Genomic DNA, 26316 nt, shown 5'->3' on the forward strand with positions numbered 1-26316 from the left:
GGTCAGCCGCTGGCTTCAGTCACAGGCTGATCATGTTCTTGTCCTGGCCCATCTTGATGATCCCGCGTAGCGAGAATTCGCCCGTCGCCAGCTCTTCAGCGGCCGGCGGCGTATCGATGACGCTTTCGTTTGTGAACTTGGCGAGATTCCAGAAGGTTTCCGCGACGATCGTGCTGCCAACGGGGCCAAGATGCTCCCCATCCGGACCATCCAGGTCGCCCGCCTCCGCAAGGATATAATACCAGAGCGGGGTCCGGTCCAGGAAACCAGCATCGGTGAATCTTTTCTTCAGGTCTATCGGCGCGGACTCCAGCAATGCTGTGTGTCCAAGGGGTTGAACGCCGATATGCCGAGCGACGGCTTGGCCTGTCGGCAGGTTGAGAAGATACCCGCGCAAAAGGTTTCGGGTTGCCAGTTTCCCCATCAGCGTCGTGAATGGCATGCCCTGAAAATCTCTCAGACGTCCGAGTTCCGGCGTGAGCCTTGTATCTATCCGGCGGGCAGGATTCTGCGAGGCGGGCTCTGCATCTGTCGAGAAGAAGCGGTGCCATTCGATAGGCCAGTTGTCTGGCAGCGTTTCAAATTCCTCATTGGGTCCGTTCCCCGGTTGAATGTCTCCGGAAAGGGCCGTGAAGGTGAAGAAGAAATTGAAGGTGGCGGAAACCGGCTCGGAAGGTGGAACGCCGAAAACGGAATTGTGGCGATACACAGCGCGGATCATCGAGTGGCCGAAGCGGTATGCGGCGACAGAAAACTCCAGAGGAATGATCAACTCGTCAGCACTCTCTGCCTTCCAGAATTTTGGGCCATTTTTGAGAACATTTGAAACAATCCCGGGATCGCAGACACGCGGCAGGAAATCGTGCAGAACCGCCCACTGATACCTGCGGCTGAGGGCGGACTTAGCCTCTTCAAAGCTCAGCCCCCGGTCAATCAGCGCGTTATGAGACCGCAGGAAGGCGACATGAAGTTGCGCCACAAGAAGATTTTCGTCATTTCGCGGATCGCCTATCAGCGCCTGGCGGTCTTCTTCCTGTTGCTTTGGTGTAACAGGGTTAGGGATCAGAGGGCGCCTGGGTAAATCGTGAAACCTGTCAGCGACATCAATTGGAAGAAAGTTCGATGGAGCCAGTTCGGATAGCGTGAAGCGGCCGTCGGTAGCGATGGTCTGTTTTGCAAGTCCCTCATACAGGCTGTCGAGATCCAGAGGGGCCGTTCGTTGATTGAATACCAGCCTGGCAATATCGCCGATGGGGACCGGTGACAGGGCGGCGGCTTCCAGCGGGTCATGCATGTTGGGCGGGATCAGCGACGCATCAAACACAGTCTTGGTGATGTCGTGATCTATGAACTGACCGAAATACGTATACGCGGCCGGGATGGAGCTTTCTGTTTGAGAAGAGTCCTCTGCCATGGCGCCTCCCAACCACAACAAGTCGTCTACGGTCTTTTTGGATACTGGCAGCAGATTTTCCGGATCAGTCAGCAATTGCGGGAACATATGGCCGACCGTGGGCGCTGGCTGGCCCATCTTCAGTAGGCGGAAATGTGATTTTACCTGTTGTTGTGTAGGCTGTTCTCCATGGTATCGCGCGCGCATCTCGTCCCCCTCAGAACATTACGAACCCAAAATGATTATCTCTTAAATTGAATGCAGTGTCTACCTATAGGGCTATCTTCCGTGGAAATATTGTTTTGGGCGTTCGCTACAGACCGCTGCATCTGCCGCACTCCCCAATCGGGGCGGGGCAGCTTATAAACTCTGTCATGCGTGCACGGACCCGACGGCTCTATACTTTTGGCATTGCCGCCATTCTCATTCTTGCGGCGGCGGCGCTGGCGTTCTTTGCGCTGCGCGAGAACGCAAACCTTTTCTACACCCCTGAAATTCTTGCGGAAAAGGGGCTCCCGCAAGAGGGGCGCGAGGTGAAAGTCGGTGGCTGGGTCGAGCCCGGATCGCTGAGCTATGCCGATGGCGGGGCGACGATGCGCTTCACGGTTATCGACAACAGCCCGAACACGATCACGGTCAGCTTTACCGGCGTGGCGCCAGACCTCTTCCGCGAGGGGCAGGGCGTGGTGGCAACCGGCCGGTTTACGCCCGAGGGCGAGTTCACCGCGCGCCAGCTGCTGGCCAAGCATGACGAGAATTACCAGCCGCGCGAGCTGAAGCCGCTCGAGGCGGGCGGATGATCGAACTCGGCCATTTTGCGGCCTTCCTGGCGCTGGGATTTTCTTTGGCGCAGGCGGTATTCGGCCTGAAGGGCGAGCGGCGTTTGGCCGGGCTGGCCGCCGTGGCCGGCTTCGGCGTAATGGCGCTGTCTTTCCTGATTCTGGTCTTTGCTTTTATGCGCTCGGATTTCTCTGTGGCGCTGGTTGCCAACAATTCCCACACGCTGAAGCCGATGATCTACAAGATCGCCGGGGCGTGGGGAAACCATGAAGGCTCGATGGCGCTGTGGTGTCTGGTCACCATCGGCTTTGGCGCGATCGCCGCCGCCACGATGCGCACGGGCCGGGAACTGTTCGAGGCGCGCGCGCTTGGCGTGCAGGGGATGCTGGCGGTCGGCTCGCTGGCGTATCTGCTGTTTGCGTCCTCGCCCTTCCTGCGGCTGGACCCGGCGCCGTTTCAGGGCGCGGGGCTGAACCCGCTGTTGCAAGACCCCGCGCTCGCGCTGCACCCGCCGATGCTCTACCTTGGCTATGTCGGCTATTCCTTCGTGTTCGCGCTGGCAGCGGCGGGCCTGATGGAAGGGCGGATTGACCGGGTGTGGGCGAAGGAAGCGCGCATCTGGTCTCTGGCAGCCTTCGCGCCGCTGACGCTTGGCATCGCGCTCGGCTCCTACTGGGCGTATTACGAACTCGGCTGGGGCGGCTGGTGGTTCTGGGATCCCGTGGAGAACGCTTCGCTGATGCCCTGGCTGATCGGGGCGGCGCTGCTTCACTCGGTGATCGTGACCGAGAAGCGTGAGAGCTTTGCAGCCTGGACGGCGCTGCTGGCCGTTCTGGCATTCCTGTTCTCGATCCTTGGCGCGTTCCTTGTGCGCTCCGGCGTGTTGACCTCCGTACATGCGTTTGCGGTCGATCCTGAGCGCGGCACGCTGCTGCTTCTGGGGCTGCTGGCTTATGGCGGCTTTGCGCTCGGCCTCTTTGCGATGCGGGCGCCCTCGCTGACGGGGGGCAAGCCGTGGCAGCTGTTCAGCCGCGAAGGCGCGTTGATGGCGAACAATGTGGTGTTGATCGTCGCAACACTGACGGTTCTGCTGGGCACGCTGTTCCCGCTGATCGCCGAAGCGTTTGGGCGGACGATTTCGGTGGGCGAGCCCTATTTCAATCTGACTTTCGTGCCGATCCTCGTGCTGATCCTGATCCTCCTGCCAGTGGTTCAGGCGTGGGCCTGGGGTAAGGCGGACCTGAAGACCTGGACCCGCTGGGCGATGGGCGGGGCGGCGCTGACCGCGGTGTTCCTGCTGCTGGGCGTGGGCGTGATGAGCATTCCGCTGGGCGCGGCGTTTGGTGTGGCGGTGGGCGTGTGGCTGGTGTTTGGCGGCGTCTGGGAAATGAAGCGGCGGGCGATGACGCTTGGCCGCGTGTTCAAGATGCCGGCGCGCGTCTGGGCGATGACGCTGGCGCATGTGGGCCTCGGCCTGTTCGTGATCGGCGCGGTGATCGAAACCAGCGGACGCTATGAGGCGACGCTGGCGCTGGCCGAGGGCGGCACGGGCACGGTGGCGGGGTGGGAAATCACGCTCAAGGAAGTGCGCGCGATCGAGGGGCCGAACTGGTATGCCGACAAGGCCGTGCTGACCGCGCGCAAGGGCGGGTCGAGCGCCGAGCTGCTGCCGATGAAGCGCTTCTATCCGGCCGCGATGATGCCGACGACGGAAACCGCGATCCACAAGACCGGCACAGGCGATCTCTATGTGGCGCTGGGCGAGCAGCGCGAAGTGGAGGGGCAGGCGCGGTGGGTCTTCCGGGTCTATTACAACCCGATGGTGGACCTTCTGTATTTTGGCGTCGTGCTGATCGGCCTTGGCGGGCTGCTGGCAATGTGGCCGGAGAAGCGCGCGATCAAGCCCGCGGCAAGCGAAGCGTAGCCTTCAGGCCGGGCTGTTCCGGCGGCCCGCTTCCGCTGTCGAGGATCAACTCACCCCGGTGCAGCTCTGCCACCGATTCTACCAGCGCGAGGCCGAGGCCGGAGCCGGGCTGCGTGCGCGCAGAATCGAGACGGTGGAAACGCTGGGTGACCTTGTCGCGCTCTTCCAGCGGGATACCGGGGCCGGAATCGATGACCGTCAGGTCGATCTTGCCCTCGGGTGTCCGGCTGGCGGAGAAGCTGATGCTGCCGCCTTCGGGGGTGTATTTCACCGCATTGTCGAGCAGGTTGGCGAGGGCCTGGCCGATCAGGTCCTTGTCGCCAAGGATGACGAGGTTCTTCGCGATCTGGCTTTTGAAGGAGAGGTTGGCTTCCTCACAGGCGGGGTCGAACAGTTCGGCAAGTTCTTCTGCCAGGGCGCTGAGGTCCATCCGGGCGAGGGTGCCCTCAGAGCCGGCATCGAGACGGGCAAGCCGCAGGATGGCGTTGAACGTATCGAGCACACGGTCAACTTCCTGAAGCGTGGTGCCCAGGGTTTCGTTTGCCGCTTCCTCTGACAGCGGCTGGCTGAGGGATATTTCGAGGCGGTTGCGCAGGCGCGTGAGGGGCGAGCGCAGGTCGTGCGCGATGGCGTTGCCGGTGTGGCGGGAGGATTCCACCAGCTTCTGGATCTGGTCGAGCATGGCGTTGAGGCGCTGCGCCAGGCGGTCAAACTCGTCGCCTGTGCCGCGCACGGGCATGCGCCGGCCAAGCTCGCCGCCCATCACCGCTTCGGTGGTCTTGGCGAGTTCATCGGCGCGCTTGGCCGCGCCGCGGGAGATCAGCAGGCCGCCGGCCAGTGACAGGATCAGGGCGATGGGCAGGGCAACGTAGACCGCGTTGCGGATGCGGCCGACGATGACCGTCTGCTGGGCGGTGTCGAAGGCGACCATAAGCGCGCCACCATTGTCGCGCAGGCGCACGATACGGCCCGCTGCCGGGCGCAGGGCGGTCGTGCCATCGGCCTGGGGAAGTTCGAAATCGAAGTAGACTGTCTTCATGCCGGCGGCGGGTGGCTCCGCAGGCAGGCGGGGGAAATGCCCGGCGATCTTCCGGCCCGACGAGTCCTCCAGATAGTAGAAGAACTGTGAGCCCGAGAGGGTCATCCGCTCGAACACCGACTGGCTGAGACGCTCCATGCCCCCGGTATAATAAGCGTTGGCAAGCTGTTCGAATTCCACCGTGATGCGATTTTCGGACTCGGCACGGATATAGTAAACCGTTGAATAATATAGATAAACAAGCAGCGCGCCGGAAAAGGCCGCGATGATGGCCGAATAGAGGATGGTCAGCTTGAAAGTGGTGGTGCGCACGAAGGCCGGCATGGCCTTCTTGATCTGCGCCATGAAGGGCAGGCTGGACCAGGCCTTGCCCAGACCCCGCCAGCCGGCGCGTATGCCTTTGCCTATAATCCGCAGGGGGCGCAGAATCTGCGCCCGGTCAGGCACCCTGAGGGCCAGCCATGCGGGAAGTTGGAGCGGCGTTTTCATGGCGCGTTAGGTGCCAGCGCCGCTCCAAAAGGTCTAGCCCTGGCTCTGCAGCCGGTAGCCAGCGCCGCGAACGGTCTGGAGCAGCGGTTCGGCGAACTCCTTGTCGATCTTGGCGCGCAGGCGGGAGATGTGAACATCGATGACGTTGGTTTGGGGGTCGAAATTATAGTCCCACACCTTTTCGAGAAGCATGGTGCGCGTCACCACCTGCCCGGCATGGCGCATCAGATATTCCAGCAGGCGGAACTCGCGGGGCTGAAGGTCGATCTTCTTGCCCGCGCGGGTGACCTTGCGGGTGAGGAGGTTCATTTCCAGGTCGCCGGCCTTCAGCACAGTCACCGGCGGCTCGGCACTGGTCTGGCGGCGGCCGAGGGCTTCGACACGGGCTGCCAGCTCTGCCGGGGCAAACGGCTTGGCGAGGTAGTCCTCAGCGCCGGCCCGCAGGCCCTGCACCTTGTTCTGAACATCGCCCAGCGCGGAGAGGAAGAGGGCCGGCGTGGTGCCGCCGGCTGCGCGGAATTCCTGCAGCAGGGTCAGCCCGTCCTTCTCCGGAAGCATCCGGTCCACGATCAGGGCGTCGAACTCCGACGCTCTGGCCCGCGCAAGACCGGAGGCGCCATCGGCGACGCGCTCCACCTTGTGCCCGGCATCGGCGAGCACCTTTTCGATGAAGCTCGCCATTTCATTGTCGTCCTCGATGACGAGGACTTTCAGCGATGCTGTGGATTCAGTCTCGACCATGCTGGTCTCCATCAACGTCATGTTGGCTCCTTCAGCCTGCCGGCAAATCTACAGTACTATAAGTTGTCGCCTGCCCGGCGCGGACGGCCAGGAGAATCTTCGAGCGATTTGCCCCGCGCGCTTCCCTCACGACCTGTTCGAAGGCTTCAACGGTCGGTACGGGCTGGCCGTTGGCTTCCAGAATGACCAGGTCTTTCATGAAGCCCGCCTTGGCGAACACGCCGTCAGGCGTCACTTCTGTAATCACGAGGCCGGTGTCGCTTGGGCGAAGGCCGAGACGCTGACGCATTTCACTCGTCATCGGAACCATCCGGACACCGAAATCGTCAAGGAAAGTGCCCGGTACCGCAGACGACTGTTCACCGCGATCTGCATTTGGCGAGGACGGGTTGTTGACGCTTGCATTCGGATCATCCGGACGTTCACCCACGGTCACGTCCACCGTCTGACGTTTGCCATTCCGGATGATTTCGAACTTGTTCGAGGTGTTGGCGATAAGGCGGCCAACGATCCGTGTGGTGGAGGTCGCGTCCGTCACCTTCTGGCCGTTGACGGACAGAATGATGTCATTCCGCAGCAGGCCGGCTTTCTCTGCCGGGCTGCCCGCCGTCACATCGGCGATCAGAGAGCCTTTGGTGTCTGCGATGCCGAGAGCCTCAGCAAATTCAGGGGTCAGGTCACCGATCTGAACGCCAAGCCAGCCGCGCGAAACACGGCCATTCTTGATCAGCGTATCGGTCACTTCCTGGGCAAGTTCTGCCGGGATGGCAAAGCCGATACCGACCGAGCCGCCGGTGGGCGAAAGGATTTGAGAGTTCACGCCGATCACATTGCCCTTCAGGTCAAAGGTCGGCCCGCCGGAGTTCCCCCGGTTGATGGGGGCGTCGATCTGGATAAAGTCCGTGTACGGGCTGCTGGCCCCAAGCTCGCGGCCATCGGCCGAGAGGATACCTGCGGTGGCCGTGCCGCCGAGGCCAAAGGGGTTGCCCAGCGCGACGACCCAGTCGCCCTTGCGGACTTCCTTGGAGCTGCCGAATTTCACGAAGGGGTATTTGCCTTTTTCCTTCACGCGCAGGACGGCGAGATCCGTCTGGCGATCAGTGCCGACGAGTTCGGCTTCCAGTTCCTTGCCGTCAGAGGTGACGATCTGGATCTGGGTGGCGCGGTCGATGACATGGTGGTTGGTGACGACAAGGCCGTCTTCGGAAATGAAGAAGCCTGAGCCGAGCGAGCGCGATTCGCGCTGGCGGGGTGTTTCCTGCGGGGTGGGGCGTTGCTGGAAGAATTCTTCCAGGCCGGGCACGCCGCGGAACTGCTCAAGGAAGCCTTCCATGTCCTGAAGGCGTCCGACATCCTGAGTGGCAATCACGTTAACGCTGACGACCGCCGGTTCTACTTTCTCAATCAGGTCCGCGAAGCTCAGCGGCGCCCCAGGGGGCGCTTGAATGGCAATGGGCTGAGCGCCGGCTTCGGGCGCGATAAGTTTCGGTACCGAGATCGCGCCCCCCATGATTGCAGCTCCGAAGGCAGCAGCTATGAGTGCCTGGGCCGAAATCCCGAATTTGCGCATCTATCTCTCCAGATCGCTGTTTTTGCGCCAGTATCAGCGCAAGACCAAAACATAAACATGCCACACCCAGAGTGGGCATTAAAAGACAGTTAGGTGTAATCACGGCAGGTTGAAGGCTATCGGCCGGATAAAAAGACGGCCCGGCGGATGCTTTTCAGACGTCTTCGGCTTCTACTTCGCCGGATTTCCGCTTCGCATTCATGGCGAGGACGATGCCGATTCCCACCCCGGCGCCCAGGAGGATGAAGGGAAAGCTCCATAGCAGCCAGCTAGCCAGATCCCGTGCCGGGGGGCGAAACAGCACGAATTCACCATAACGGCTGACAAACCAGTCCCGGATCTCTGCGTCGGTGGCGCCTTCAGCGACCATTTCGCGGATACGGTCGCGCATATCCTCGGCAATGGGGGCAGAGGATTGGGAAACCGGCTCATTCTCGCACGCCACGCAGCGCACTTCCCGCATCAGCGCCTGCGCGCGCATTTCTTCGGCCGGATCTTCCAGCGGCGCGCTGGCAGCAAAGGCAATCAGAACGGAGGCGAGCAGGGCTTTCATGACAGGAGGAGCCTAGCAGACCGGAGCCTGGCGGGGAAAGGCGCAGTGATGTCTCAGGCGGAGCCTCGCTGAGCGGGCTCAGATCACCCCGTCCCGGCGCAGCACCGCCTCCTCGGATTCATGCGAGATGTAAGCGAGGATCTGCGGCTTGCCGGCGATTTTCACCATGTAGGTAATATCGAACAGGGAGGTGACGTTGCCGGCCCTGGCCTTGGCGAAGGCCATCTTCCAGCGCGCCCGCGCCATGTAATGCAGGGGGGCGACTTCTTCGGCCGAGACGATTTCCACATCAAGTGCCTGCAACCCCAGTTGCTGTTGTAGCATGGTGTGGCGCTCCACCAGCGCCTTGCGATACTGGTCGTCGACCTTCCAGGCTACAAAGGTATCCGGTGAGGTTTCGATATAGGTCGGCGCGTAGGAGGCCGCGATGGTCTCTATATCGCCCTCCCGAGTTGCCTTGGCATACTGCTGAAAGAAGCGTCGAAGCGTCTCTTCGCGAGTTTCGGCCATCGGGTGGCGCTCCGTATTTTTGTGGGGTCCCCATAGCAAGGCTTTGCTACGGTTCTGCGTCCGGGATGTAATAAGTCCAAGACGCATGACCCCGCGAAAGGTTGCGAACGGGTTTGTCGCCGCAGTGCGCCTCAGCTAAGTCATTGGCTATGCTCACGATCCGTCCGATTCAGTCCACCCCCGCAGCGGCCCTGGCGGCAGCGGCAGACTATGCGCCCTATCTCCGCCGCCTGGCCGATCGAGGCGCTGGCCTGGACTTCACCGCCGCGCTGAAAGCGGCAACCACCCTGCCTAGGGATATGCCTGTGGCCGAGGTGATGACGGCGCTGCGCCAGGCAAAGGCTTCGGCCCACCTGTCACTGGCAGCAGCAGACCTTGCCGGCACCATGGATGTGATGGAGGTAACACGTCACCTTACGGAGTTTGCCGGGGCAAGCCTTGAAGCGGCGCTGCAGTCGGCGCTGGCGGCGCGCGGGCTAAACTCTGAAGGCATCTTCGTCATTGCGCTGGGCAAGATGGGCGCGTTCGAGCTCAATTATTCAAGCGATATTGATGTTTGCGCCTTTTACGAGCGCAGCCGGTTTGATGGCGGCGACCGGGATCCCGGCGACGCCGCCCAGCGCGTGATCCGCGAGATGGTGCGGATCATGGAGGAGACCACCGGCGCCGGCTATGTGTTCCGCACCGATCTGCGCCTGCGCCCGGACCCCAGCTCCACGCCGGTGGCCGTGTCCACCGATATGGCGGACGTCTACTATGAAAGCCAGGGCCAGAACTGGGAGCGGATGGTCTGGATCAAGGGCCGGCCCACGGCGGGGGATATTCCGGCGGCGGAGCGTTTCCAGGCGCGGCTTGAGCCCTATGTCTGGCGGCGCAATCTGGACTATTGGGCCATTGGCGACATCCAGGCCATCAAGCGGATGATCAACACCAAGGTCGGCGATGACGGGTTTGCCTCTGTTTCTCCCGATGTGAAGCTCTCGCCCGGCGGTATCCGCGAGATCGAGTTCTTCGTGCAGACCCAGCAGCTGATCCTCGGCGGGCGCGAACCGGCACTGCGGGACAATTCAACGCTCGGCGCGATGGAAGCCTTGCGCGCGGCGGGGGTGGTTTCCGACAAGACAGCGGCGGAGCTGACGACCGCCTACCGGGCGCTGCGCAATGTCGAGCACCGCATCCAGATGCGGCAGGACGAGCAGACCCATACCGTTCCGGCAGACCCAGCCGAGCGCGAAGCGGTCGCCTGGCTCTGCGGCTATGGCAACCTGGCGGACTTCGACCGCGATCTTCTGGAAACCCGGCGCATCGTGCAGTCCGCCTATGACGCCTTGTTCGCCCAGGAAGACCGCGCTGCAGAAAGCCATGGCCTGGGGAATCTGGTCTTCACCGGCGTGGATGATGATCCGGGTACGGTAAAAACACTGAGCGATCTGGGCTTCTCCGATCCTTCCTCTGCCATTGATACCATCCGCAACTGGCACCGGGGCCGCGTGCCTGCGACGCGCACGGGCCGCGGCCGGGAACTCCTCACCTCTATCTTGCCGGGTATGCTGAAAGCCATGGGCGCCACCGGTGAGCCGGATGAGGCGTTTCGCTGGTTTTCGCGCTTCTTCGAGGGGCTGTCTTCGGGCGTGCAGACGCTGTCGATGCTGCTCGCGCGGCCGGATCTTCTGGATGATCTCGTCTCCACACTCGCGCTGGCGCCGCGTCTTGCGCAGATCCTTGCCCGGCGGCCAGACCTTCTGGAGGCCCTGGTGTCGAACGCTGTTCCGCGTGCTCCCGAACTGTCTCCCTCGGTGAGTTTCGATGCGGCGATGGATGCGTGGCGCCGGTATCACCGGGAGCAGAGTTTCCTGATCGGCCACCGGCTGCTGCACGGTCTGTTGCCGACGGACCAGGCAGCCGAAGCCTGGACCAGCCTTGCCGATGAGACCATCCGTCAGATGGCGGCTGCTGCAGAGGCCGAAACCACTCGCCGAAATGGCGCGGTGCCGGGCCGCTGGGCGGTGTTTGCGATGGGCAAGCTCGGCGGGGGTGAACTTACGGCAGGCTCTGATCTCGACATCATCCTGATCTATGATTCGCAGGCGGATGATGCGCAGACCTGGTTCACGCGGCTCACCCAGCGCCTGATAACTGCGCTCACCGCGCCCACAGCAGAAGGCGCGCTTTACGAAGTGGACATGCGGCTTCGCCCCTCTGGCCGCGCTGGCCCTGTCGCCGTCAGCCTGCCTGCCTTCCGCCATTATCAGAATGAAGAGGCGTGGACCTGGGAACATATGGCGCTGACGCGGATGCGGTTTGTGTCCGGGGATGCCACCCTGGGCAGCGAAGTGCTGGGCATCGCTGCCGATGCGATCTCCGCCCGCGCCCGCAGCGACCGCCGCAAGGCGATCCCCGGCGATGTCGCTGACATGCGCGCCACGCTTTACCGTGAAAAGCCGGGCAGGGGGCTCTGGGATCTGAAGACGGCTGAGGGCGGCCTCATCGATATCGAGTTCATGGCGCAGAAGGAAATGTTGCTCCGTGCCCGTTCTGACCTTATCCGTCCGGCAACGGCGCTGGCCCTCTCTGGGCTGGCAGAGGCGGATGAAAGTGAACGTCCGGCCGAGGCGGAAGACTGGTATTTCCTGCGCGCGGCCTTGCATCTGCTCTCTTCACTGCAGCAGATCCAGCGTCTGGCGCTGGGGGATGTGGAGGCGGAAGGCGCAGCTATTCCCGAGGGCCTGAAAAACCGTTTCTGCCGCGCTGCGGCCGAGGAAGACGGGTTTGACGTGCTGGAAGACCGTCTCCGGGAGGTAAAAAAGCGCGTACATTCAATGGCGCGTGAAAAACTGCAGCTGAAAACGACGGAATCCTGACGGCCCCCCGTTTCATTGTCGCTGGGAGATGAAACTGGAGACCAGAGATGAAACGTTCGACACTCGCGTTTGCAAGCATTGCCGCAATTGCGCTCGCCATGCCGCTCGCCGCTCAGGCCGGCCCCGGCAAGGGGCATCGCGGCCATGCTGACCATCTGATGCAGATGGATGCCAACGCTGACGGAAACATTACCCGAGCTGAGGCAGAAGCCTCCCTCGCGGCCCGCTTCGCCGAAATTGATGCCAATTCAGACGGCTTTGTCACCCAGGATGAGATGAAAGCTCATCACGAGGCAAAGCGCGCTGAAATGAAGGCGAACTGGGAAGCCGATAAGGCTGACCGTCCCCCCGAAGGCAAGCCGCCCCGCGAGGGCAAGCCTCCCCGTGAGGGCAAGATGAAAGGCGACAAAGACCCCGCCAAGGCCGCTGAATGGCAAGCCAAGCGGACTGAAAAAGCCGCTGAACACTGGGCTGCCATGGATACCGATGGCGATGGCCGCCTGAGCGCTGCCGAATTCACCGCCGAGCACATCAAGTTCTTCGACAAGCTGGATGCCAACAATGATGGCACCATCACGAAGGCGGAACTTGATGCGGCCAAGGCCAACATGAAGGAGCGTCGCGGCGAATGGCGCGACAAGAAGAAAGCCCCAGCTGGCGAATAAGGTCTGAAATGGGAACGGGCCGGAGCATCCTTGAGACAATCAAATCACCCCCCCTGCGATTGTCTATCGGGACTCCGGCCCGGACTCAGTTAAACATCCCGCCGTGGCGTTTACATCGGACCTCGACCAGATCATGCGCGCCGCGGCCGGAGACGCTGCGGCCATTCGTGCGCTCGTCAATCGCTACAGCCCCGGCGTGCTGTCGCTTGCAGCACGGATGCTGGGCGATACTGCAGAGGCCGAAGACGTGACCCAGGAGACCTTCATCCGCGCCTGGAAAGCGCTTCCCACCTGGGAACCGCGCGCAAAATTCTCCACCTGGCTGCACCGGGTGGCGCTGAACCTCTGCTATGACCGCCTGCGTAAGCGGCGGGAGCTGTTGCCGGATGAACTGCCTGACCGCGCCGATACGGCGCTTGGGCCGCAGGACAGACTCGACCAGACCCAGCGGGTAAAGGCCGTCGAGGCCGCCATTGCCCGCCTGCCCGAACGCCAGTCTGCTGCCTTGACCTTGTGTGCGCTGCAGGGACACTCGCAGAGTGAAGCAGCGGAGATTATGGATGTCAGCGTAGAGGCCCTGGAAAGCCTGCTGGCGCGCGCGCGGCGGACGCTGCGTGCAGAATTGCTCGAAGGAAGGAATGCCTCATGACCCACAGCATGACAGATGACCGCCTGATCGAGCTGATCGAAATCTGGGGCGCAGAGCCTGCCTTCTGGCCGGAGGCCGAACGCCCCGCTGGCCAGGCCCTGCTGCGTACCCATCCCGAGCGCTTTGCCGGCGCCCTGGCGGAGGCACGCGCCCTCGACCTGATGCTGGAAGCCCTGCCGGAACCAGAGATGCCGCGCGCATTGACCGAAGCAATTGTTGCCGCCGCGCCGCGTCCGAAAGCGGCGCGGGGAAATATTCAGAAATGGTTTGGCCTCAAAACTCCTTGGGCGCCGGCAAGCGGCTTTGCGGCTGCCGCGCTTGGCCTGTTCATGGGGCTGACGGTCGCGCCGGTGGCAAGCGCGGACGATGAAATGACTGTAGAGGTGCAGGAACTTGTCGTATCAGCCCTTGGCTTTGATACGGCAAACTATGCTGTGGAGGACGTGGAATGAGCGGAGTGCCTAACTGGCTGGCCCCGGCGGCGCTGGGCGTTTCCCTTCTCGTGAACCTGGCGCTGGGCGGCTATGTTGCCGGCCAGCATCTGCGCCCTGAACCTCCCAAGTCGCAGGGAGGCGAAGGCCGCCCCGTATTCGAGCGTCCCGATGGTATTCCTGACATCTCCCGCGATGATCGCCGGGAAGTGCGCGCGCTGATGCGGCGCGGGTTTGAATCCTCCCAGGCCGAACTGGCCGCGCGCCGGGAGGCGGAGAAGCGCTTTGCAGAGGTTCTGGCCGCCGATCCGTTTGACCGCGCGGCGGCTGAAGTGGCCCTGCGGGAGCTGCGCGATGCCGATGTGATGCTCCGTGACCGGATTGGTCTTGAAGTGCTGGGGGGTATCAGCGAGCTGTCTCCGGAACAGCGCGCCTGGGTCGCGTGGATATTGTCCGGGCCGAAGGAAAGCAACCACGGCAAGCACAAGCGAAAAGACAAGGACGACCCGCCACCGCCGCCCAACGACGCCCCACCGCCACCGCCGCCGCGCTAGTCTTTTGACTTGTGGGCGAGCCGCGCAGCGTTGGCTTCCCAGTTCTGCCCATCAAACGGAACGACTGTCACTTTCAAGTCCATCCAATCGTCCAGCGCCCGCCAGGTGATGGCAAAGCCATCCGGGTTGGAGCGCGGAATGTAGAAACTCTTGATGCCGCAGGTCTTGCAGAAGAGGTGTTTCGCCGTGCCGGTATTGAAGGTGTACTGGCTGAGATTATCCTTGCCCTGAAGAAGCCGGAACCGGCTTCCGGGCACGATGACATGAATATTCCCACTCATCGCACACATGGTGCAATTGCAGTCTTCCACCTCGAAGGCGTCAGGAAGTTCCACCTCAAACCGCACGGCACGGCAATGGCAGCCACCCGGGTGCCATTTGCGCTTCTGCTCTGTCAGCCGGCCCAGACCGGCGGTTTCCTGTGTGCCCATGGCGCGGCGCGCTCCAACTGTCCTGCCAGCGACAGCAGCAGGTCTTCGCGGCCATAGCGCGCGCCGAACATCATGCCAATAGGCAGGCCGGCTGGCGCTGTGGCGGTAGGTTTGGTCCAGTGCAACGGCACAGACATGGCCGGGCAGCCGGTCTGGTTGAACAATGCGCAATGGGGCGCAAAGCCAGCCACCGCCGTGCCCATGGCGGCAGGGTCTGCCGTCAGTGCCATCGTGCCCAGCAGGTCTGGCGCGCGGTGGAGGGTTGGGGAAAGCGTCAGATCAAACTGGCCTGCATCGAGGAAGTGCTCATAGATGATGGCCGCCGTGATGAAGGCGTTGTTTGCCTTGGCGAGTTCCACCATCGGCACCGTCCGCCCGAGGCGGACCATCGAGGCCGTTATCGGCTCGAGTTCCTCATCCGCCACGGGAGATCCCCGCGCGATGCCTCGCTCCTCCACCAACGCGGCGATATTCGCCGAGATCGTGAACAGCCCGGCCTTCGCCAGCGCTTCTCCATCGATCATGGGGGCGGCCTCCACTACGATATGGCCAAGGCTTTCGAGCAGCTTCACCGTGTTTGCGAGCCCTTCGGCGGCGTCGGCATCCGGCCTCGTGCCATTCGGCGCCACGGGCCAGAACGCGATGCGCAAGGGGCGGGGATCGCGCTCAAGTTCGGAGAGGTAGGCGAGGGCCGGGGCAGGCGCGCCGTAGCGGCTGCCGGTTTCGGGGCCGTGGGTCAGGTCAAGCAGCGCGGCAGTGTCGCGCACTGTGCGGCTGACGACGCCGACCGTGGAGAGGCCATTCCAGCCTTCGGTTTTGGCAGGCCCCATTGGCATCCGGCCGCGAGACGCCTTCAGGCCGAAGACGCCGCAGCAGGCTGCCGGGATACGGATTGATCCGCCGCCATCGCTGGCATGGGCAACCGGCAATACCCCCGCCGCGACCGCTGCCGCCGCGCCGCCGGAGGAGCCGCCCGTCGTGCGCGTCGTATCCCAGGGATTTCGGGATTGTCCGTAGAGGGTCGATTCTGTTGTCAGCGTCAGTCCGAATTCCGGGGTGGTGGTCGCACCGAAGAAGACAAGGCCCGCCTTGCGGAAACGCTCCACCAGTGTGGAATCCCGGCTGGCAACATTGCCCTTGAAGGCGCGGCTGCCGGAGGTGACCGGCGCGCCTTTCACCTCAACGCCCAGATCCTTCACCACAAAGGGCACGCCCGCATAAGGCCCTTCAATGCCGCCCGCCTCAATCTGCTCGCGAGCCAGATCGGGATAAAGCGCGGCGAAGCAATTGATTTGGGTCTGGACAGACTCGGCGCGCGCGACGGCCGTGTCCAGAAGATTTTCGGGCGATACTTGCCGAGTCCTGACGAGCTCGGCCAACCCGAGGCCATCATACTCCGAAAATGCTTTCATGCCCGCTATCTCCCTGATTTATTTATAATGATTATAATGTCAGCGCCAATCTACGGGATTGTAGGGTTCCTGCAAACGGAAGGGGGGCTGGCGAGCTGAAAAAAAGAATGGTATTGCACCGCAGCATCAGCCGAAGGGCGGCGAAAGCCGCAGCGGTGCTGAACAAGGAACGGATAGACTGACCAGGCGCGCAGCGCCGTAGTTGCCCAACCCCTCCCTCCACATTCATAAGGTTTCATCATGCGCGTTCCGCGAATGATCGGGGCCATCCGCAAGTTTCTTGCGGTTGCCTCTCTGCACGCCCATCGCTTCATGCGGCGGCTTCATCCGGCAAAGCTGATTTTTGCCGGCTATGCGTTTTACATGGCGTTTGGCTGGGTTATTCTATGTCTGCCCGTTTCCCAGTCAGTCCACGTTGCGCCGCTGGACAATCTCTTCACGGCAGTCTCTGCTGTATCCACAACAGGGCTTGTGACCGTCGATCCGGGCACTTCCTATACGTTCCTGGGTGAACTGGTGATCCTGCTGCTGATCCAGGCAGGGGGTATCGGATACATGACGCTCGGCTCGTTCGTCATGATGGCAACAGCGCAGCACCTCTCGCCTCTGCGTGAACGCCTCGCCCGCACTGCCTTCACATTGCCTGAGGACGTCAGTGTCGGGAGCTTCATCCGGACGGTCGTGATCTACACGCTGATTGTCGAGTTGATAGGGGCTTGTCTGCTCTACGTCCAGTTTGCAGCAAGCGGTGTCGACAACGCTGTATGGAGTTCCATCTTCCACTCCGTTTCCGCCTTCTGTACCGCTGGCTTCAGTCTCAATCCCAACAGCCTGGAAAATTTCCGGGGCGATGTGGGGGTTAATGCGACCATTTCAGCGCTGTCAATACTTGGCGCCATGGGTTTCCTCATCGCCTGGGATGTCTGGCGGGGGCTGACGCGCCGCAGCTTCGTGTTCAGCTTTACCAGCAAGGTGATCCTGAAGCTGACGGGGGCCTTTCTGCTTGTCGGTACAGCCATTATCTTCGTAACGGAGCCGGGAATCGCAGCGCTCCCATCCGGCGAACGGCTGCTCGCTTCCTTCTTTCAAACCATGACGGCCACAACAACGGTCGGCTTCAACACTCATCCGATCAGTACACTGACGCCCGCTGTAATCGTGCTGCTCTTTTTCCTCATGGCCATTGGCGCCTCGCCTTCAGGCACAGGGGGCGGTCTCAAGACCACGACTTTTGCGGCAATGATCGGGCTTGTGCGCTCAACAGTGCGCCGGCGCCCGGAGATTACCTTTTTCAATCGCGTGATTGCGCCTGCGCGGCTGCAACTGGCAATGGCGTCATCAGCCTACTTTGTGATGCTGATGACGCCTGCCTTCTTCATTCTCTGTCTCACAGAACCCGGCAAGGATTTCGAGGCCTTGCTGTTTGAGGCGATCTCCGCCATCGGCACGGTTGGCCTGTCCATGGGCATCACTGGCTCGCTGAGCGATCTTGGAAAGCTCACCGTTATCCTTCTGATGTTTGCAGGCCGCGTTGGAATTCTCACCTTCGGTATCGCGCTTGCTTCGAAGGATGAAGAGGCCGGAAAGCGGGAGCAGGAGGATCTCCTTGTCTGATCCTGCCTAGTCATCTTCCTCGAGCTTGGCGTCCATTTCCTCGTCGGACCAGCCGAAATGATGGCCAAGCTCATGAATGAAAACATGGCTCACAAGCTCTTCGACCGTCACGTCACCCCGGGCGGCCCATTCAAACAGGATCGGCAGGCGGTAGAGATAGATAATCGGTCTGTATTCGGAGGGGTTTGTAACGCTTTCAATGGTCAGCGGTACGCCAACATAGAGACCGGTCAGTTCCAGCGCGTCTTCGATGCCCATCTCGTCAAGCGTTTCATTTTCGGCATAATCCATGACGATGATGCGCACATCGCCGGCCGCCTTGCGCATGAAATCGGGCAGGTCGGCGAAGCATTTTTCTGCCGTCAGATACATTTCGTCGAGGCTGGGCGCGATGGCCGTCAGCGCGCTCATGCGAGCGTTACGGCCGTGCCGGAGACGGCCACCATCATCATCGAGCCGCCCTGGCCGATGACGCTGTAATCGAACTTGACGCCGACAATAGCGTCCGCGCCGAGGCGGGTTGCCTCTTCGATCATCTCGGCCAACGCGCCGTCGCGCGTTTCGCGCAGGGTGCTCTCATAGGCGTTGGACCGCCCACCCACGAGGTTGGTAAAGCCCGCCAGAATATCCTTGCCGAGATGCGCCCCAATCACGACCTCCCCGCACACGACGCCCTTGTATTCCCGGATATCCCGGCCCTGAACCGTGTGTGTGGTGGTGAGGATCATGGTTGTCTCTCCGTTGAGGGCTACTCCGCCGCTGTCCGCGCCGGGCCATCTTCGCCCAGCAGAAGCTCCAGCATCCGGATGGCGCTGTCGGCGATCACGGTGCCCGGAGGGAAGATCGCCGCGGCGCCGGCGGTGCGCAGGGCATCGAAATCCTGTGGCGGGATAACGCCGCCCACAATGATCTGGGCATTGGCCGCGCCTTCATTGCCAAGGGCGCGTTTGAGTTCCGGTACCAGCGTCAGATGGCCCGCCGCCAGTGAGGAAGCGGCCACGATGTCCACCCCCGCCTTGCGCGCGTCGCGCGCGGCTTCTTCCGGCGTCTGGAAGAGGGGGCCGATCTCGACTTCCCAGCCAAGGTCCATCAGCGCGGAGGCGACAACCTTCTGTCCACGGTCATGTCCGTCCTGGCCCATCTTGGCGATGTAGATTTTCGGCTTGCGGCCGGTTCTCTTGACGAAGGCGGCCGCGAGCCCCTCCGCTTCGCTGGCCTTGTCCGTTCCCTTCACGCCGCTGCCATAGACGCCCTTGATGGAGCGGATGACGGCCTGGTGGCGGCCCTGGCTGCGCTCGACGGCTTCGGAGATCTCGCCCACAGTGGCCTTGGCGCGGGCTGCATCCACGGCCAAGGCGAGCAGGTTGCCCTTCGTGCCGGCAGCGGCCTCGGCAATGGCGTCCAGCTTGGCGGTGACTTCGGCTTCATTGCGCTCGGATTTGAGGCGCGCCAGCTTTTCCAGCTGCATCCGGCGCACAGCCGCGTTGTCAACCTTCAGCACCGGGACATCTTCTTCTTCGTCCAGCAGGAATTTGTTGACGCCCACGACGGTCTGCGTGCCGCTGTCGATGCGCGCCTGGGTGTTGGCGGCGGCCTCTTCAATGCGCAGTTTCGGCAGGCCTTCTTCGATGGCTTTCGCCATGCCGCCCATCGCTTCAACTTCCTCGATATGCTTCAGCGCCTTGGCCGCAAGATCATGCGTCAGCCGCTCGACATAGTAGGAACCGCCGAACAGGTCGATGGACTGGCAGGCGCCCGCTTCCTGCTGCAGCAGGATCTGCGTATTGCGCGCGATGCGGGCGGAGAAGTCTGTCGGCAGGGCAAGCGCTTCGTCGAAGCTGTTGGTGTGCAGGCTCTGCGTCTGCCCGCCAGCGGCCGCGATGGCCTCCAGGCAGGTGCGAATGACGTTGTTGTAAACGTCCTGCGCCGTCAGGCTCCAGCCGGAGGTTTGCGAGTGTGTCCGCAGGCTGAGGGATTTGTCAGACTTCGGATTGAAGTTCTCCTTCACAAGCTTTGCCCAGATGAGGCGCGCGGCCCGCATCTTGGCAACTTCCATGAAGGTGTTCATGCCAATTGCCCAGAAGAAGGAAAGGCGCGGCGCAAAGGCGTCCACATCCAGCCCGGCGGCGACGCCTGCGCGGATATATTCGATGCCATCGGCGAGCGTATAGGCAAGCTCAAGGTCTGCCGTCGCGCCCGCTTCCTGCATGTGATAGCCGGAAATCGAGATCGAGTTGAACTTCGGCATCTTCTCCGAGGTGAAGGCGAAAATGTCCGAAATGATCCGCATCGAGGGCTTGGGCGGATAGATATAGGTGTTCCGTACCATGAACTCTTTCAGAATATCGTTCTGAATAGTCCCGGCGAGTTTTTCCGGCGGCACGCCCTGTTCCTCGGCGGCGACAATGTATAGCGCAAGGATCGGCAGAACCGCGCCGTTCATCGTCATGGATACCGACATCTGATCCAGCGGAATGCCGGAGAACAGTGTGCGCATGTCGAGGATAGAGTCGATGGCCACACCCGCCATGCCCACATCGCCCGTCACGCGCGGGTGGTCGGAATCATAGCCCCGGTGGGTGGCCAGGTCGAATGCAACAGAAAGGCCCTTCTGGCCGGCGGCCAGGTTGCGGCGATAGAAGGCGTTGGAATCTTCGGCCGTGGAAAATCCCGCATACTGACGGATCGTCCAGGGCTGGTTGGTATACATCGTAGGGTAGGGGCCCCGGCCAAAGGGCGTGAGGCCCGGATAATCGTCCAGGAAATCCATTCCCGCGCGGTCTGCAGCGGTGTAGGCGGATTGAACCGCGATCCCTTCAGGTGTCTCCCAGGCTTCGCCGAGTTCCGGCTTTCCGGCTTTGGTGCCCGGCGTGCCGAGATCGAGTTTGGTGAAATCGGGGAACTTGGTCATTTGGACACTCCCAGCTCGGCATGAGCAAGCTGGAGCGCGTGGAGCACGTCACAGCCTGCGAAAATGTTGAGGTCGATGCCGGGCGCTTCGGCTTTCCCGGCGAGCCAGACGCTTTGCGCGCCGGCTTTCTTCAGGGCATCTGCAGCTTCCGCTGCGCCGGTTTCATAGGCCTTGTCCGTGCCGCAGATCACCGCGAGGCGGCAGCCCGAAGCCTTGAACGCGGCGGCGAGTTCGGCCGCCTCGCGCGGGGGCACAACGGCCTCCTTCGGCGCGATGCCGCCCGCCGCCAGCATGTTCCGCGCAAAGTCCGCACGCGGCGTAAATTCGGCCAGCGCGCCGAGCGTCGCGATAAATACTTCCGGTCGCTTGGGTGCGCGCGCGGCCGCGTCACGCAGAGCCTCGAAGGCGGCCGCCAGGCGGATAGGCGCGAGTGCTTCGGCGGCGGCGTCCGTCCCGCTGGCCAGCGGCCCTTTGACGAGCGCCTTCAGGCCCGCATCGGATACGCCATCCCGTGCGCGGGGCGTATCCACATCGGCAACCGGCGCGGCGATCTCGTCCAGCAGCGGATATTCCGAAACGCCCGTCAGCGGGATCTTGCGGCGGGCAATATCCTTGGCGCGGGCATCGCGCACCGCTTTCACGCGGGCCTGGAAAGCGCCGGAAACGAGCGAGGCGCCATAGCCCCCCTCGCTTTCGATCTTCTGGAATTCTGCCCAGGCTGCTTCGGCGAGGTCACCGGCCAGCGTCTCGGTGAACCAGGCCCCGCCGGTCGGGTCTGCGACGCGGCCAAGCTGGCTTTCTTCCATGGCGATGATCTGGGTGTTGCGCGCAATCCGGCGGCCGAGTTCTTCGGGCCGGCCAAGGGCTTCGTTGAACGCGCGCGAGGTAACGATGTCGGCTCCGCCCGCAGCGCCTCCAAACACAGCGGAAGTGACGCGCAGCATGTTCGTCCACGGATCATACTTTGTCAGCATCCGCGCCGAGCTGACGCCCTGGAGGCGCATCGGCGCCGGCGGCAGGCCGAGCGCCTCAAGGCAGCGCGCCCAGAGCCGGCGCGCCGCGCGCAGCTTGGCGATGCCGATACCGTAATTTGCGTCCAGCGCGACTGCAAAGCTCATCCGGCGGGAGAGCGCGGCGATGTCTGCCTTCCCATCCAGGCGGCGCAGCGTGTCGATGGCCGAAGCGATCAGCGCGCCCAGTTCCTGCGCTTCAGAGCCGCCCGCTTCATGCACGCTGGTTGCGTCAATGCGGATAAGGCCCGCTTTGGGGAATTTCTGGCCAAGCGGCGCGATGACGGCGGCCATCCGCTCAAACGCCGCCTCCAGCCCGCCCGAGAGTTTGCCGGAACGGGCCAGCGCGCCGAGCGGGTCCATGTTGAAATCGATAGCGAGGTCTGCCGCGTTTTCCTGTTTCTCAGCCCAGAGGGCGAGCAGGGCAGAGGCCGTCACGCCCGAGGCGTTGAGATGGCTGAGCGCCACGCCGGCATAGTCTGCGCGCACCCCGGCGAGGGCGGTCTCAAAGTCTTCCAGCGTGGTGATCTGAACGCCCTGCTGGCCGGTGCAGTCGAGCGCGATCTCCACCGAGGAAACGCCGCGCTCAAGGTCGCGCAGGATCTCGGCATTGGTTTCCTCTGCCGAGGGGTGCGTGAAAAGCTGGCGGATGTCCCAGGGGCGCCACTTGTCGGGCGCAGCGGTCGGCCCGCGCAGATAGGGTGCCTCGCCGGGAACGCCCAGCGGGTCGGTCGCGGCAGCAAAGTCGCTTTCGCGATAGAGCGCCTTGATGCCGATACCGTCGGCGGTCTTGCGGGTGAGCGTATCGGCGCTCTTGCCCTTGAGCGCCTTTTCAACGGCGCTCAGCCATTCGGCTTCGGTGGCTGCGGGAAATGCGGAACTGAAGGGGAGAATATCATCGGCCATGCTGCCGGTTTAGGGCAATCCGGGCTGGCTTGTGAACTGCTTCCTTAAGGGTATGTGACCTTCATTCCTGCATGGGCCTTCTGCATGGCAGCAATCCCGGGAAGGACAGCGGCAGGCAACGCCGATTTCCACAGGTGGCCGGGGCCAGGTTGGCCGATTGTAATATTTCGGGGCTTGACCCTCTCCGCGCAAAATGCAAATGAGAATTAGTCGCAAGACGGAGATCGAGACCATGCTCAAGGCGTCGCCATTCTACCGCTCCTCCAGCGTTTCCTCCCATGCCGAGGTGCAACCGGCACAGCTTTGCGGCCAACCCGCAAATGATCATGGTCCCGGTCTCTTTCTCGACGCCCTGATCGCTGATGGCGATCCGGATGACCTGATTTCCCTCCTGCACCGGCAGGCGGCCTGGCGGGGCCTCCTGTCGCACGGCCACCCACCCTCTCACGGGTAGCCAAACTTCCGCGTAGTTCTGCTGGTGGATGTCTGCTTTCGTCGCTGACAGCATATCCACACCCTTCCGGTGCGTGGGAAGGGGCAGGCTCCGGTGCGGGCAGGGAAACTCAGGTCTGCTCTTTCTGTATCTGTAGAGCTGCTGAGCTCCGCCTTGACCACTCCTGACCCGAAAGGGCCGGGGGTGGCTTTTTGCCAGGTGCCAGCAATCCAGAGGGGCTGCGAATCGCCAGCGCCCTGAACAAGCGTTAAGCTGAGTGCGTCAAACGCATGTGATTTGACCCTGAAAATTGTATCTCATATCGGATTGATATAGAAATTCGGGCATGGGGAGCGGATTTTTACAGCCGGAAATCAAGGCCTTGCCGGCCTTCCTCAAGGTCATGCTTGCCGCGCCCCTCCGCCCATATAAGTTCCGTCGCAGAACTGTTCTGGGAGAAAACAACCGATGGCCGTGCCGCCTATTTTCAACAAGATGCGCCTGCCGGTGATCGCATCGCCGCTCTTCATCATTTCCGGGCCAGAACTGGTCATCGCCCAGTGCAAGGCCGGCATCGTCGGCAGCTTCCCGGCGCTGAATGCGCGGCCCGGCCCTGTGCTGCATGAATGGCTGGACCAGATCACCAATGAACTGGGCGAGCACAATATCAAGCATCCGGACCGCCCGGCCGCGCCCTTCGCGGTCAACCAGATCGTCCACAAGACCAACAACCGCCTCGATCACGACATGGAAGCCTGCGTCAAATACAAGGTGCCCTTCGTGATCACCTCGCTGGGCGCGCGCCAGGATGTGAACGATGCCATCCATTCCTATGGCGGCATCGTGATGCATGATGTGATCGACACGCGCTTTGCGAAGAAGGCGTTGGAAAAGGGCGCCGATGGCCTCATCGCCGTCTGCACCGGTGCCGGTGGCCATGCCGGCGTGCTCTCTCCCTTCGCGCTGATTCAGGAAATCCGCGAATTCTTTGATGGCCCGCTGGCGCTGTCGGGCTCCATCGCAAATGGCGGAGCCATTGCCGCTGCCCTCGCGATGGGCGCAGACTTTGCCTATATGGGCTCGGCCTTCATCGCCTGCGACGAAGCCAACGCGATGGAAGGCTACAAGGATGCTATCGTGAATTATGGCGCTGAAGACATCGTCTATTCAAACCTCTTCACCGGCGTGCATGGCAACTACCTGCGCCCGTCCATCGTGGCGGCTGGGCTGGATCCGGACAATCTGCCGGAAAGCGACCCCTCCAAGATGAATTTCGGTTCCGGCGGCAATACCGAGGCCAAGGCCTGGAAAGACATCTGGGGCTGTGGCCAGGGCATTGGCGCGGTGAAAAAGCGTGGTCCTGTCAGCGATTATGTCGACCAGTTGGAGCGCGAGTATAACGACGCCCGCGCGGCGCTGGCCAAGGGCCTCGCTTTCTCGCGCGCTCCGTCCGTGCCCGCCGAGTAAGCGGCGCCTCACCCCTCTGAAAACACCAGCGCCCTGTCATTCCTATGGCAGGGCGCGTTTCTTTCCGGACAAATCCGGGACAGGCTCGGACAAGATCTCCGCCGCGCCGCTGGGGTACAGCGCCGGCCCTGTCCAACACGCTTCCTGCGACGGTCACAGGAAATCGGCCCCTTCGAATTCGCCGGGGTAAGGCGCGGGGGCACACTTCGCCCCATGTTATACGCATCTTACAGAGACGTTTCGCGCGCCAACTGGCGCTGGCCCCACTTCACCCCTCAGGAGCTTGCCTGCCGCTGTGGCGGGCGCGGCTGCCGGGGCGCTTACTGGCATGACGCTGAGTTCCTCGATGCGCTCGAAGCCCTGCGCGCGGAAATGGGCCGTCCCCTGAAGATCAATTCGGGCCATCGCTGCGCCATCTGGAATGCGGTGGTCGGCGGCGTGCCGAATTCCCAGCACCGGCGCATTGCGGTGGACATAGCGTTTCAGAAGCATGACCGGCGCGCACTGGTGGCGGCGGCAGAGCGCCTCGGCTTCACCGGCATCGGCATTGCCAAAACCTTCATTCATCTTGACCGGCGGGAGACGCCCGCGCGGTGGACCTATCCGGGGGCGGAGGACCTGTCATGAGCGACATTATCGGCCTTGCCGCCAGCGCAGCGGGTGGCGGCGTCTTCGGCCTCGTGGGCACAATCATCGGCCGCGTGGCGGGCCTGATCGAGCGGCGGCAGGACAACACCCAGGAACGCGCCCGCTGGGCTCATGACGCAGCCATGCAGGAGGCGCGCATGCGCGAGCTGGCAGCGGCAACAGAAGCGCAGATCAAGCTCGCCGACGCCGCCGGCGCCTGGCGCGGCCTCGCCGCCTCCATGGAGGCGGAAGCCGCCATCGGAGACAGCTATCGCTGGGTGAACGCCGTCCGAGCGCTGACCCGGCCGCTACTCACCCTGCTGCTCTGGATCATCACCGGCCTCGTCTATCTCGGCGCCAGCGCCGAAGCCCGCATGGGCATCGTCGAAACCGCCACCTTCGCAGCGACCGCGGCCACGCTCTGGTGGTTTGGGGACCGGGGGCAGAAGGGGCGGTGAGGGGGGTCTGGAAGAGGCGGAACGATGGTAGCGCCTTCGACCCACCTGCCTGCACTCACTATATCGTGATCAAATGGAACGCAGCTTGCCGACGGTTTGGCCCTGCTTGGGTCATATTATTTCAATAAAAAAGGGGGCAACATGAAAAAATCATCTAAAGCGCGATTCAGGGTAGAAACGTGGTGTGGAACGTGTACCGTTTGTTTTCTGGATGGAGGGGACGTTTCATGAAAAACGATAACGATGGAACGTTTTCTTTACTGGACCATTCTTATTTTCATAGATACACGCCTCGCAATCTGCAGGGGATGACGACCCTAGGAGTGCTTAATGTTCTTTGAGCTTATCTCGCGGGTACCCATGTCTTGGGAAAAGGAATGATGAAATGATCACAGTATTCTTCGAGGGGCTCGCATCTTCTTTCAGCGGTTATCCGTTCCGTTTATTCGTGTATCGGTCCTACAATGCCGACCGGGAAGCTCGCATGATCGACGCAATGAAGGTTGCGAGAGATGTGCGAGTGGCATACAGCAGTTCAATTCCGGAAGTTAATGTTTCATTAACGCTTACAGAGACTGCGCATGGACGAGATAGAGAGATCGCCTGAGCACTCCGACGCCTCTGCGGGCAACGGAGCGGTAGTTCCGCCTGTGCACAATCCGGAGGCTCCTCAACCACCTCGTCAGGTAGTTGCTAAAAGAGCCAACGTCAGCGCAAATCAAGTAGTTCTCTCAACCTCACCTCTCCCCTCCATTTCTGAAATGGAGTGGATGAAAGAAAACTGTCCTGATTTTTGACCCAGCCCCCTGATCCGGGCCGTTTAATTGGAGACTCTGTTCGCCTTTCTTTCTGGTTGGGGGTGGGTGGTCAAGGCCCGCTGAGCGGAGC

At 62.2% G+C, this 26316-nt stretch carries 25 protein-coding genes; 13 read left to right on the plus strand and 12 right to left on the minus strand.

Features of this window, described 5'->3' with window-relative positions; genetic code table 11:
• Positions 1-19: 19 nt before the first annotated feature.
• Positions 20-1600, minus strand: coding sequence for a peroxidase family protein (locus ACQKI2_RS14715; protein WP_427380359.1), 1581 nt, complete (start codon positions 1598-1600; stop codon positions 20-22).
• A 167-nt stretch (positions 1601-1767) separates the two neighbouring features.
• Here ACQKI2_RS14715 and ACQKI2_RS14720 point away from each other — a divergent pair, with 167 nt between their 5' ends.
• Together ACQKI2_RS14720 and ACQKI2_RS14725 are read left to right on the plus strand one after the other, a co-directional pair.
• Positions 1768-2193 (plus strand): cytochrome c maturation protein CcmE, encoded by a 426-nt coding sequence (locus ACQKI2_RS14720; RefSeq protein WP_427380360.1) that lies wholly within the window; start codon positions 1768-1770, stop codon positions 2191-2193.
• Positions 2190-4097 carry a heme lyase CcmF/NrfE family subunit gene (locus tag ACQKI2_RS14725; protein ID WP_427380361.1) on the plus strand — a complete coding sequence of 636 codons (1908 nt, stop codon included), beginning with the start codon at positions 2190-2192 and terminating at the stop codon, positions 4095-4097. Before ACQKI2_RS14720 ends, ACQKI2_RS14725 begins: the two co-directional genes overlap by 4 nt.
• Here ACQKI2_RS14725 and ACQKI2_RS14730 read toward each other — a convergent pair.
• The 5 genes from ACQKI2_RS14730 to ACQKI2_RS14750 all read right to left on the minus strand — a co-directional run bounded on the left by ACQKI2_RS14730 (position 4072) and on the right by ACQKI2_RS14750 (position 8999).
• Positions 4072-5625, minus strand: a complete 1554-nt coding sequence (locus ACQKI2_RS14730) for a sensor histidine kinase (RefSeq protein WP_427380362.1) — start codon at positions 5623-5625, stop codon at positions 4072-4074. The genes ACQKI2_RS14725 and ACQKI2_RS14730 overlap by 26 nt on opposite strands.
• Positions 5626-5658: 33 nt before the next feature.
• Complete coding sequence (locus tag ACQKI2_RS14735; RefSeq protein WP_290920383.1) at positions 5659-6387, minus strand: response regulator transcription factor; 729 nt, start codon at positions 6385-6387, stop codon at positions 5659-5661.
• A gap of 10 nt (positions 6388-6397) precedes the next feature.
• A complete protein-coding gene (locus ACQKI2_RS14740; RefSeq protein WP_427380363.1) occupies positions 6398-7936 on the minus strand; it encodes a Do family serine endopeptidase in 1539 nt (512 codons plus the stop codon).
• A gap of 154 nt (positions 7937-8090) precedes the next feature.
• Positions 8091-8489 (minus strand): cytochrome c-type biogenesis protein, encoded by a 399-nt coding sequence (locus ACQKI2_RS14745; RefSeq protein WP_427380364.1) that lies wholly within the window; start codon positions 8487-8489, stop codon positions 8091-8093.
• A gap of 78 nt (positions 8490-8567) precedes the next feature.
• Positions 8568-8999 carry a hypothetical protein gene (locus ACQKI2_RS14750; RefSeq protein WP_427380365.1) on the minus strand — a complete coding sequence of 144 codons (432 nt, stop codon included), beginning with the start codon at positions 8997-8999 and terminating at the stop codon, positions 8568-8570.
• A gap of 149 nt (positions 9000-9148) precedes the next feature.
• Here ACQKI2_RS14750 and ACQKI2_RS14755 point away from each other — a divergent pair, with 149 nt between their 5' ends.
• The 5 genes from ACQKI2_RS14755 (at position 9149) to ACQKI2_RS14775 (ending at position 14159) form a co-directional block, all read left to right on the plus strand.
• A complete protein-coding gene (locus ACQKI2_RS14755) occupies positions 9149-11860 on the plus strand; it encodes a bifunctional [glutamine synthetase] adenylyltransferase/[glutamine synthetase]-adenylyl-L-tyrosine phosphorylase (RefSeq protein ID WP_427380366.1) in 2712 nt (903 codons plus the stop codon).
• A gap of 47 nt (positions 11861-11907) precedes the next feature.
• Positions 11908-12525 carry a hypothetical protein gene (locus ACQKI2_RS14760; protein WP_427380367.1) on the plus strand — a complete coding sequence of 206 codons (618 nt, stop codon included), beginning with the start codon at positions 11908-11910 and terminating at the stop codon, positions 12523-12525.
• Between the two features lie 103 nt (positions 12526-12628).
• Complete coding sequence (locus ACQKI2_RS14765; RefSeq protein WP_427380368.1) at positions 12629-13174, plus strand: RNA polymerase sigma factor; 546 nt, start codon at positions 12629-12631, stop codon at positions 13172-13174.
• Entirely contained in the window at positions 13171-13626 is a 456-nt protein-coding gene (locus ACQKI2_RS14770; protein ID WP_427380369.1) for a hypothetical protein, read from the plus strand. The genes ACQKI2_RS14765 and ACQKI2_RS14770 overlap by 4 nt, the downstream gene beginning before the upstream one ends.
• On the plus strand, positions 13623-14159 hold the full coding sequence (locus ACQKI2_RS14775; protein WP_427380370.1) for a periplasmic heavy metal sensor: 537 nt from the start codon (positions 13623-13625) through the stop codon (positions 14157-14159). The genes ACQKI2_RS14770 and ACQKI2_RS14775 overlap by 4 nt, the downstream gene beginning before the upstream one ends.
• Here the strand turns inward: ACQKI2_RS14775 and ACQKI2_RS14780 are convergent.
• A complete protein-coding gene (locus ACQKI2_RS14780; protein WP_427380371.1) occupies positions 14156-14590 on the minus strand; it encodes a GFA family protein in 435 nt (144 codons plus the stop codon). The genes ACQKI2_RS14775 and ACQKI2_RS14780 overlap by 4 nt on opposite strands.
• A complete protein-coding gene (locus tag ACQKI2_RS14785; RefSeq protein ID WP_427380372.1) occupies positions 14554-16002 on the minus strand; it encodes an amidase in 1449 nt (482 codons plus the stop codon). Before ACQKI2_RS14785 ends, ACQKI2_RS14780 begins: the two co-directional genes overlap by 37 nt.
• A 240-nt stretch (positions 16003-16242) precedes the next feature.
• On the opposite strand from ACQKI2_RS14785, the gene ACQKI2_RS14790 reads away from it, so the two are divergent.
• On the plus strand, positions 16243-17616 hold the full coding sequence (locus tag ACQKI2_RS14790) for a TrkH family potassium uptake protein (protein WP_427380373.1): 1374 nt from the start codon (positions 16243-16245) through the stop codon (positions 17614-17616).
• Between the two features lie 6 nt (positions 17617-17622).
• Here ACQKI2_RS14790 and ACQKI2_RS14795 read toward each other — a convergent pair whose 3' ends face one another.
• Genes ACQKI2_RS14795 through ACQKI2_RS14810 form a run of 4 tightly spaced genes read right to left on the minus strand, consistent with a single transcriptional unit; the run spans position 17623 to position 22443 of the window.
• Complete coding sequence (locus ACQKI2_RS14795) at positions 17623-18027, minus strand: metallopeptidase family protein (RefSeq protein ID WP_427380374.1); 405 nt, start codon at positions 18025-18027, stop codon at positions 17623-17625.
• Positions 18024-18344, minus strand: a complete 321-nt coding sequence (locus ACQKI2_RS14800; RefSeq protein WP_427380375.1) for a YbjQ family protein — start codon at positions 18342-18344, stop codon at positions 18024-18026. The genes ACQKI2_RS14795 and ACQKI2_RS14800 overlap by 4 nt, the downstream gene beginning before the upstream one ends.
• Positions 18345-18364: 20 nt before the next feature.
• On the minus strand, positions 18365-20527 hold the full coding sequence (gene scpA / locus ACQKI2_RS14805; RefSeq protein ID WP_427380376.1) for a methylmalonyl-CoA mutase: 2163 nt from the start codon (positions 20525-20527) through the stop codon (positions 18365-18367).
• The gene (locus ACQKI2_RS14810; protein WP_427380377.1) at positions 20524-22443 is read right to left on the minus strand and encodes a methylmalonyl-CoA mutase family protein; all 1920 of its coding nucleotides are present in this window, start codon (positions 22441-22443) and stop codon (positions 20524-20526) included. The genes scpA and ACQKI2_RS14810 overlap by 4 nt, the downstream gene beginning before the upstream one ends.
• A gap of 199 nt (positions 22444-22642) precedes the next feature.
• Here ACQKI2_RS14810 and ACQKI2_RS14815 point away from each other — a divergent pair, with 199 nt between their 5' ends.
• The 5 genes from ACQKI2_RS14815 (at position 22643) to ACQKI2_RS14835 (ending at position 26035) form a co-directional block, all read left to right on the plus strand.
• The gene (locus tag ACQKI2_RS14815) at positions 22643-22897 is read left to right on the plus strand and encodes a hypothetical protein (protein ID WP_427380378.1); all 255 of its coding nucleotides are present in this window, start codon (positions 22643-22645) and stop codon (positions 22895-22897) included.
• Between the two features lie 447 nt (positions 22898-23344).
• Positions 23345-24343, plus strand: a complete 999-nt coding sequence (locus ACQKI2_RS14820; protein WP_427380379.1) for an NAD(P)H-dependent flavin oxidoreductase — start codon at positions 23345-23347, stop codon at positions 24341-24343.
• Positions 24344-24556: 213 nt separating this feature from the next.
• Complete coding sequence (locus tag ACQKI2_RS14825; RefSeq protein WP_427380380.1) at positions 24557-24970, plus strand: D-Ala-D-Ala carboxypeptidase family metallohydrolase; 414 nt, start codon at positions 24557-24559, stop codon at positions 24968-24970.
• Positions 24967-25428, plus strand: a complete 462-nt coding sequence (locus ACQKI2_RS14830) for a hypothetical protein (RefSeq protein ID WP_427380381.1) — start codon at positions 24967-24969, stop codon at positions 25426-25428. The genes ACQKI2_RS14825 and ACQKI2_RS14830 overlap by 4 nt, the downstream gene beginning before the upstream one ends.
• Before the next feature lie 385 nt (positions 25429-25813).
• Positions 25814-26035 carry a hypothetical protein gene (locus ACQKI2_RS14835; protein WP_427380382.1) on the plus strand — a complete coding sequence of 74 codons (222 nt, stop codon included), beginning with the start codon at positions 25814-25816 and terminating at the stop codon, positions 26033-26035.
• Positions 26036-26316: the final 281 nt, after the last annotated feature.

This window comes from Hyphomonas sp. NPDC076881 (assembly GCF_050269995.1).
Classification (GTDB): domain Bacteria; phylum Pseudomonadota; class Alphaproteobacteria; order Caulobacterales; family Hyphomonadaceae; genus Hyphomonas.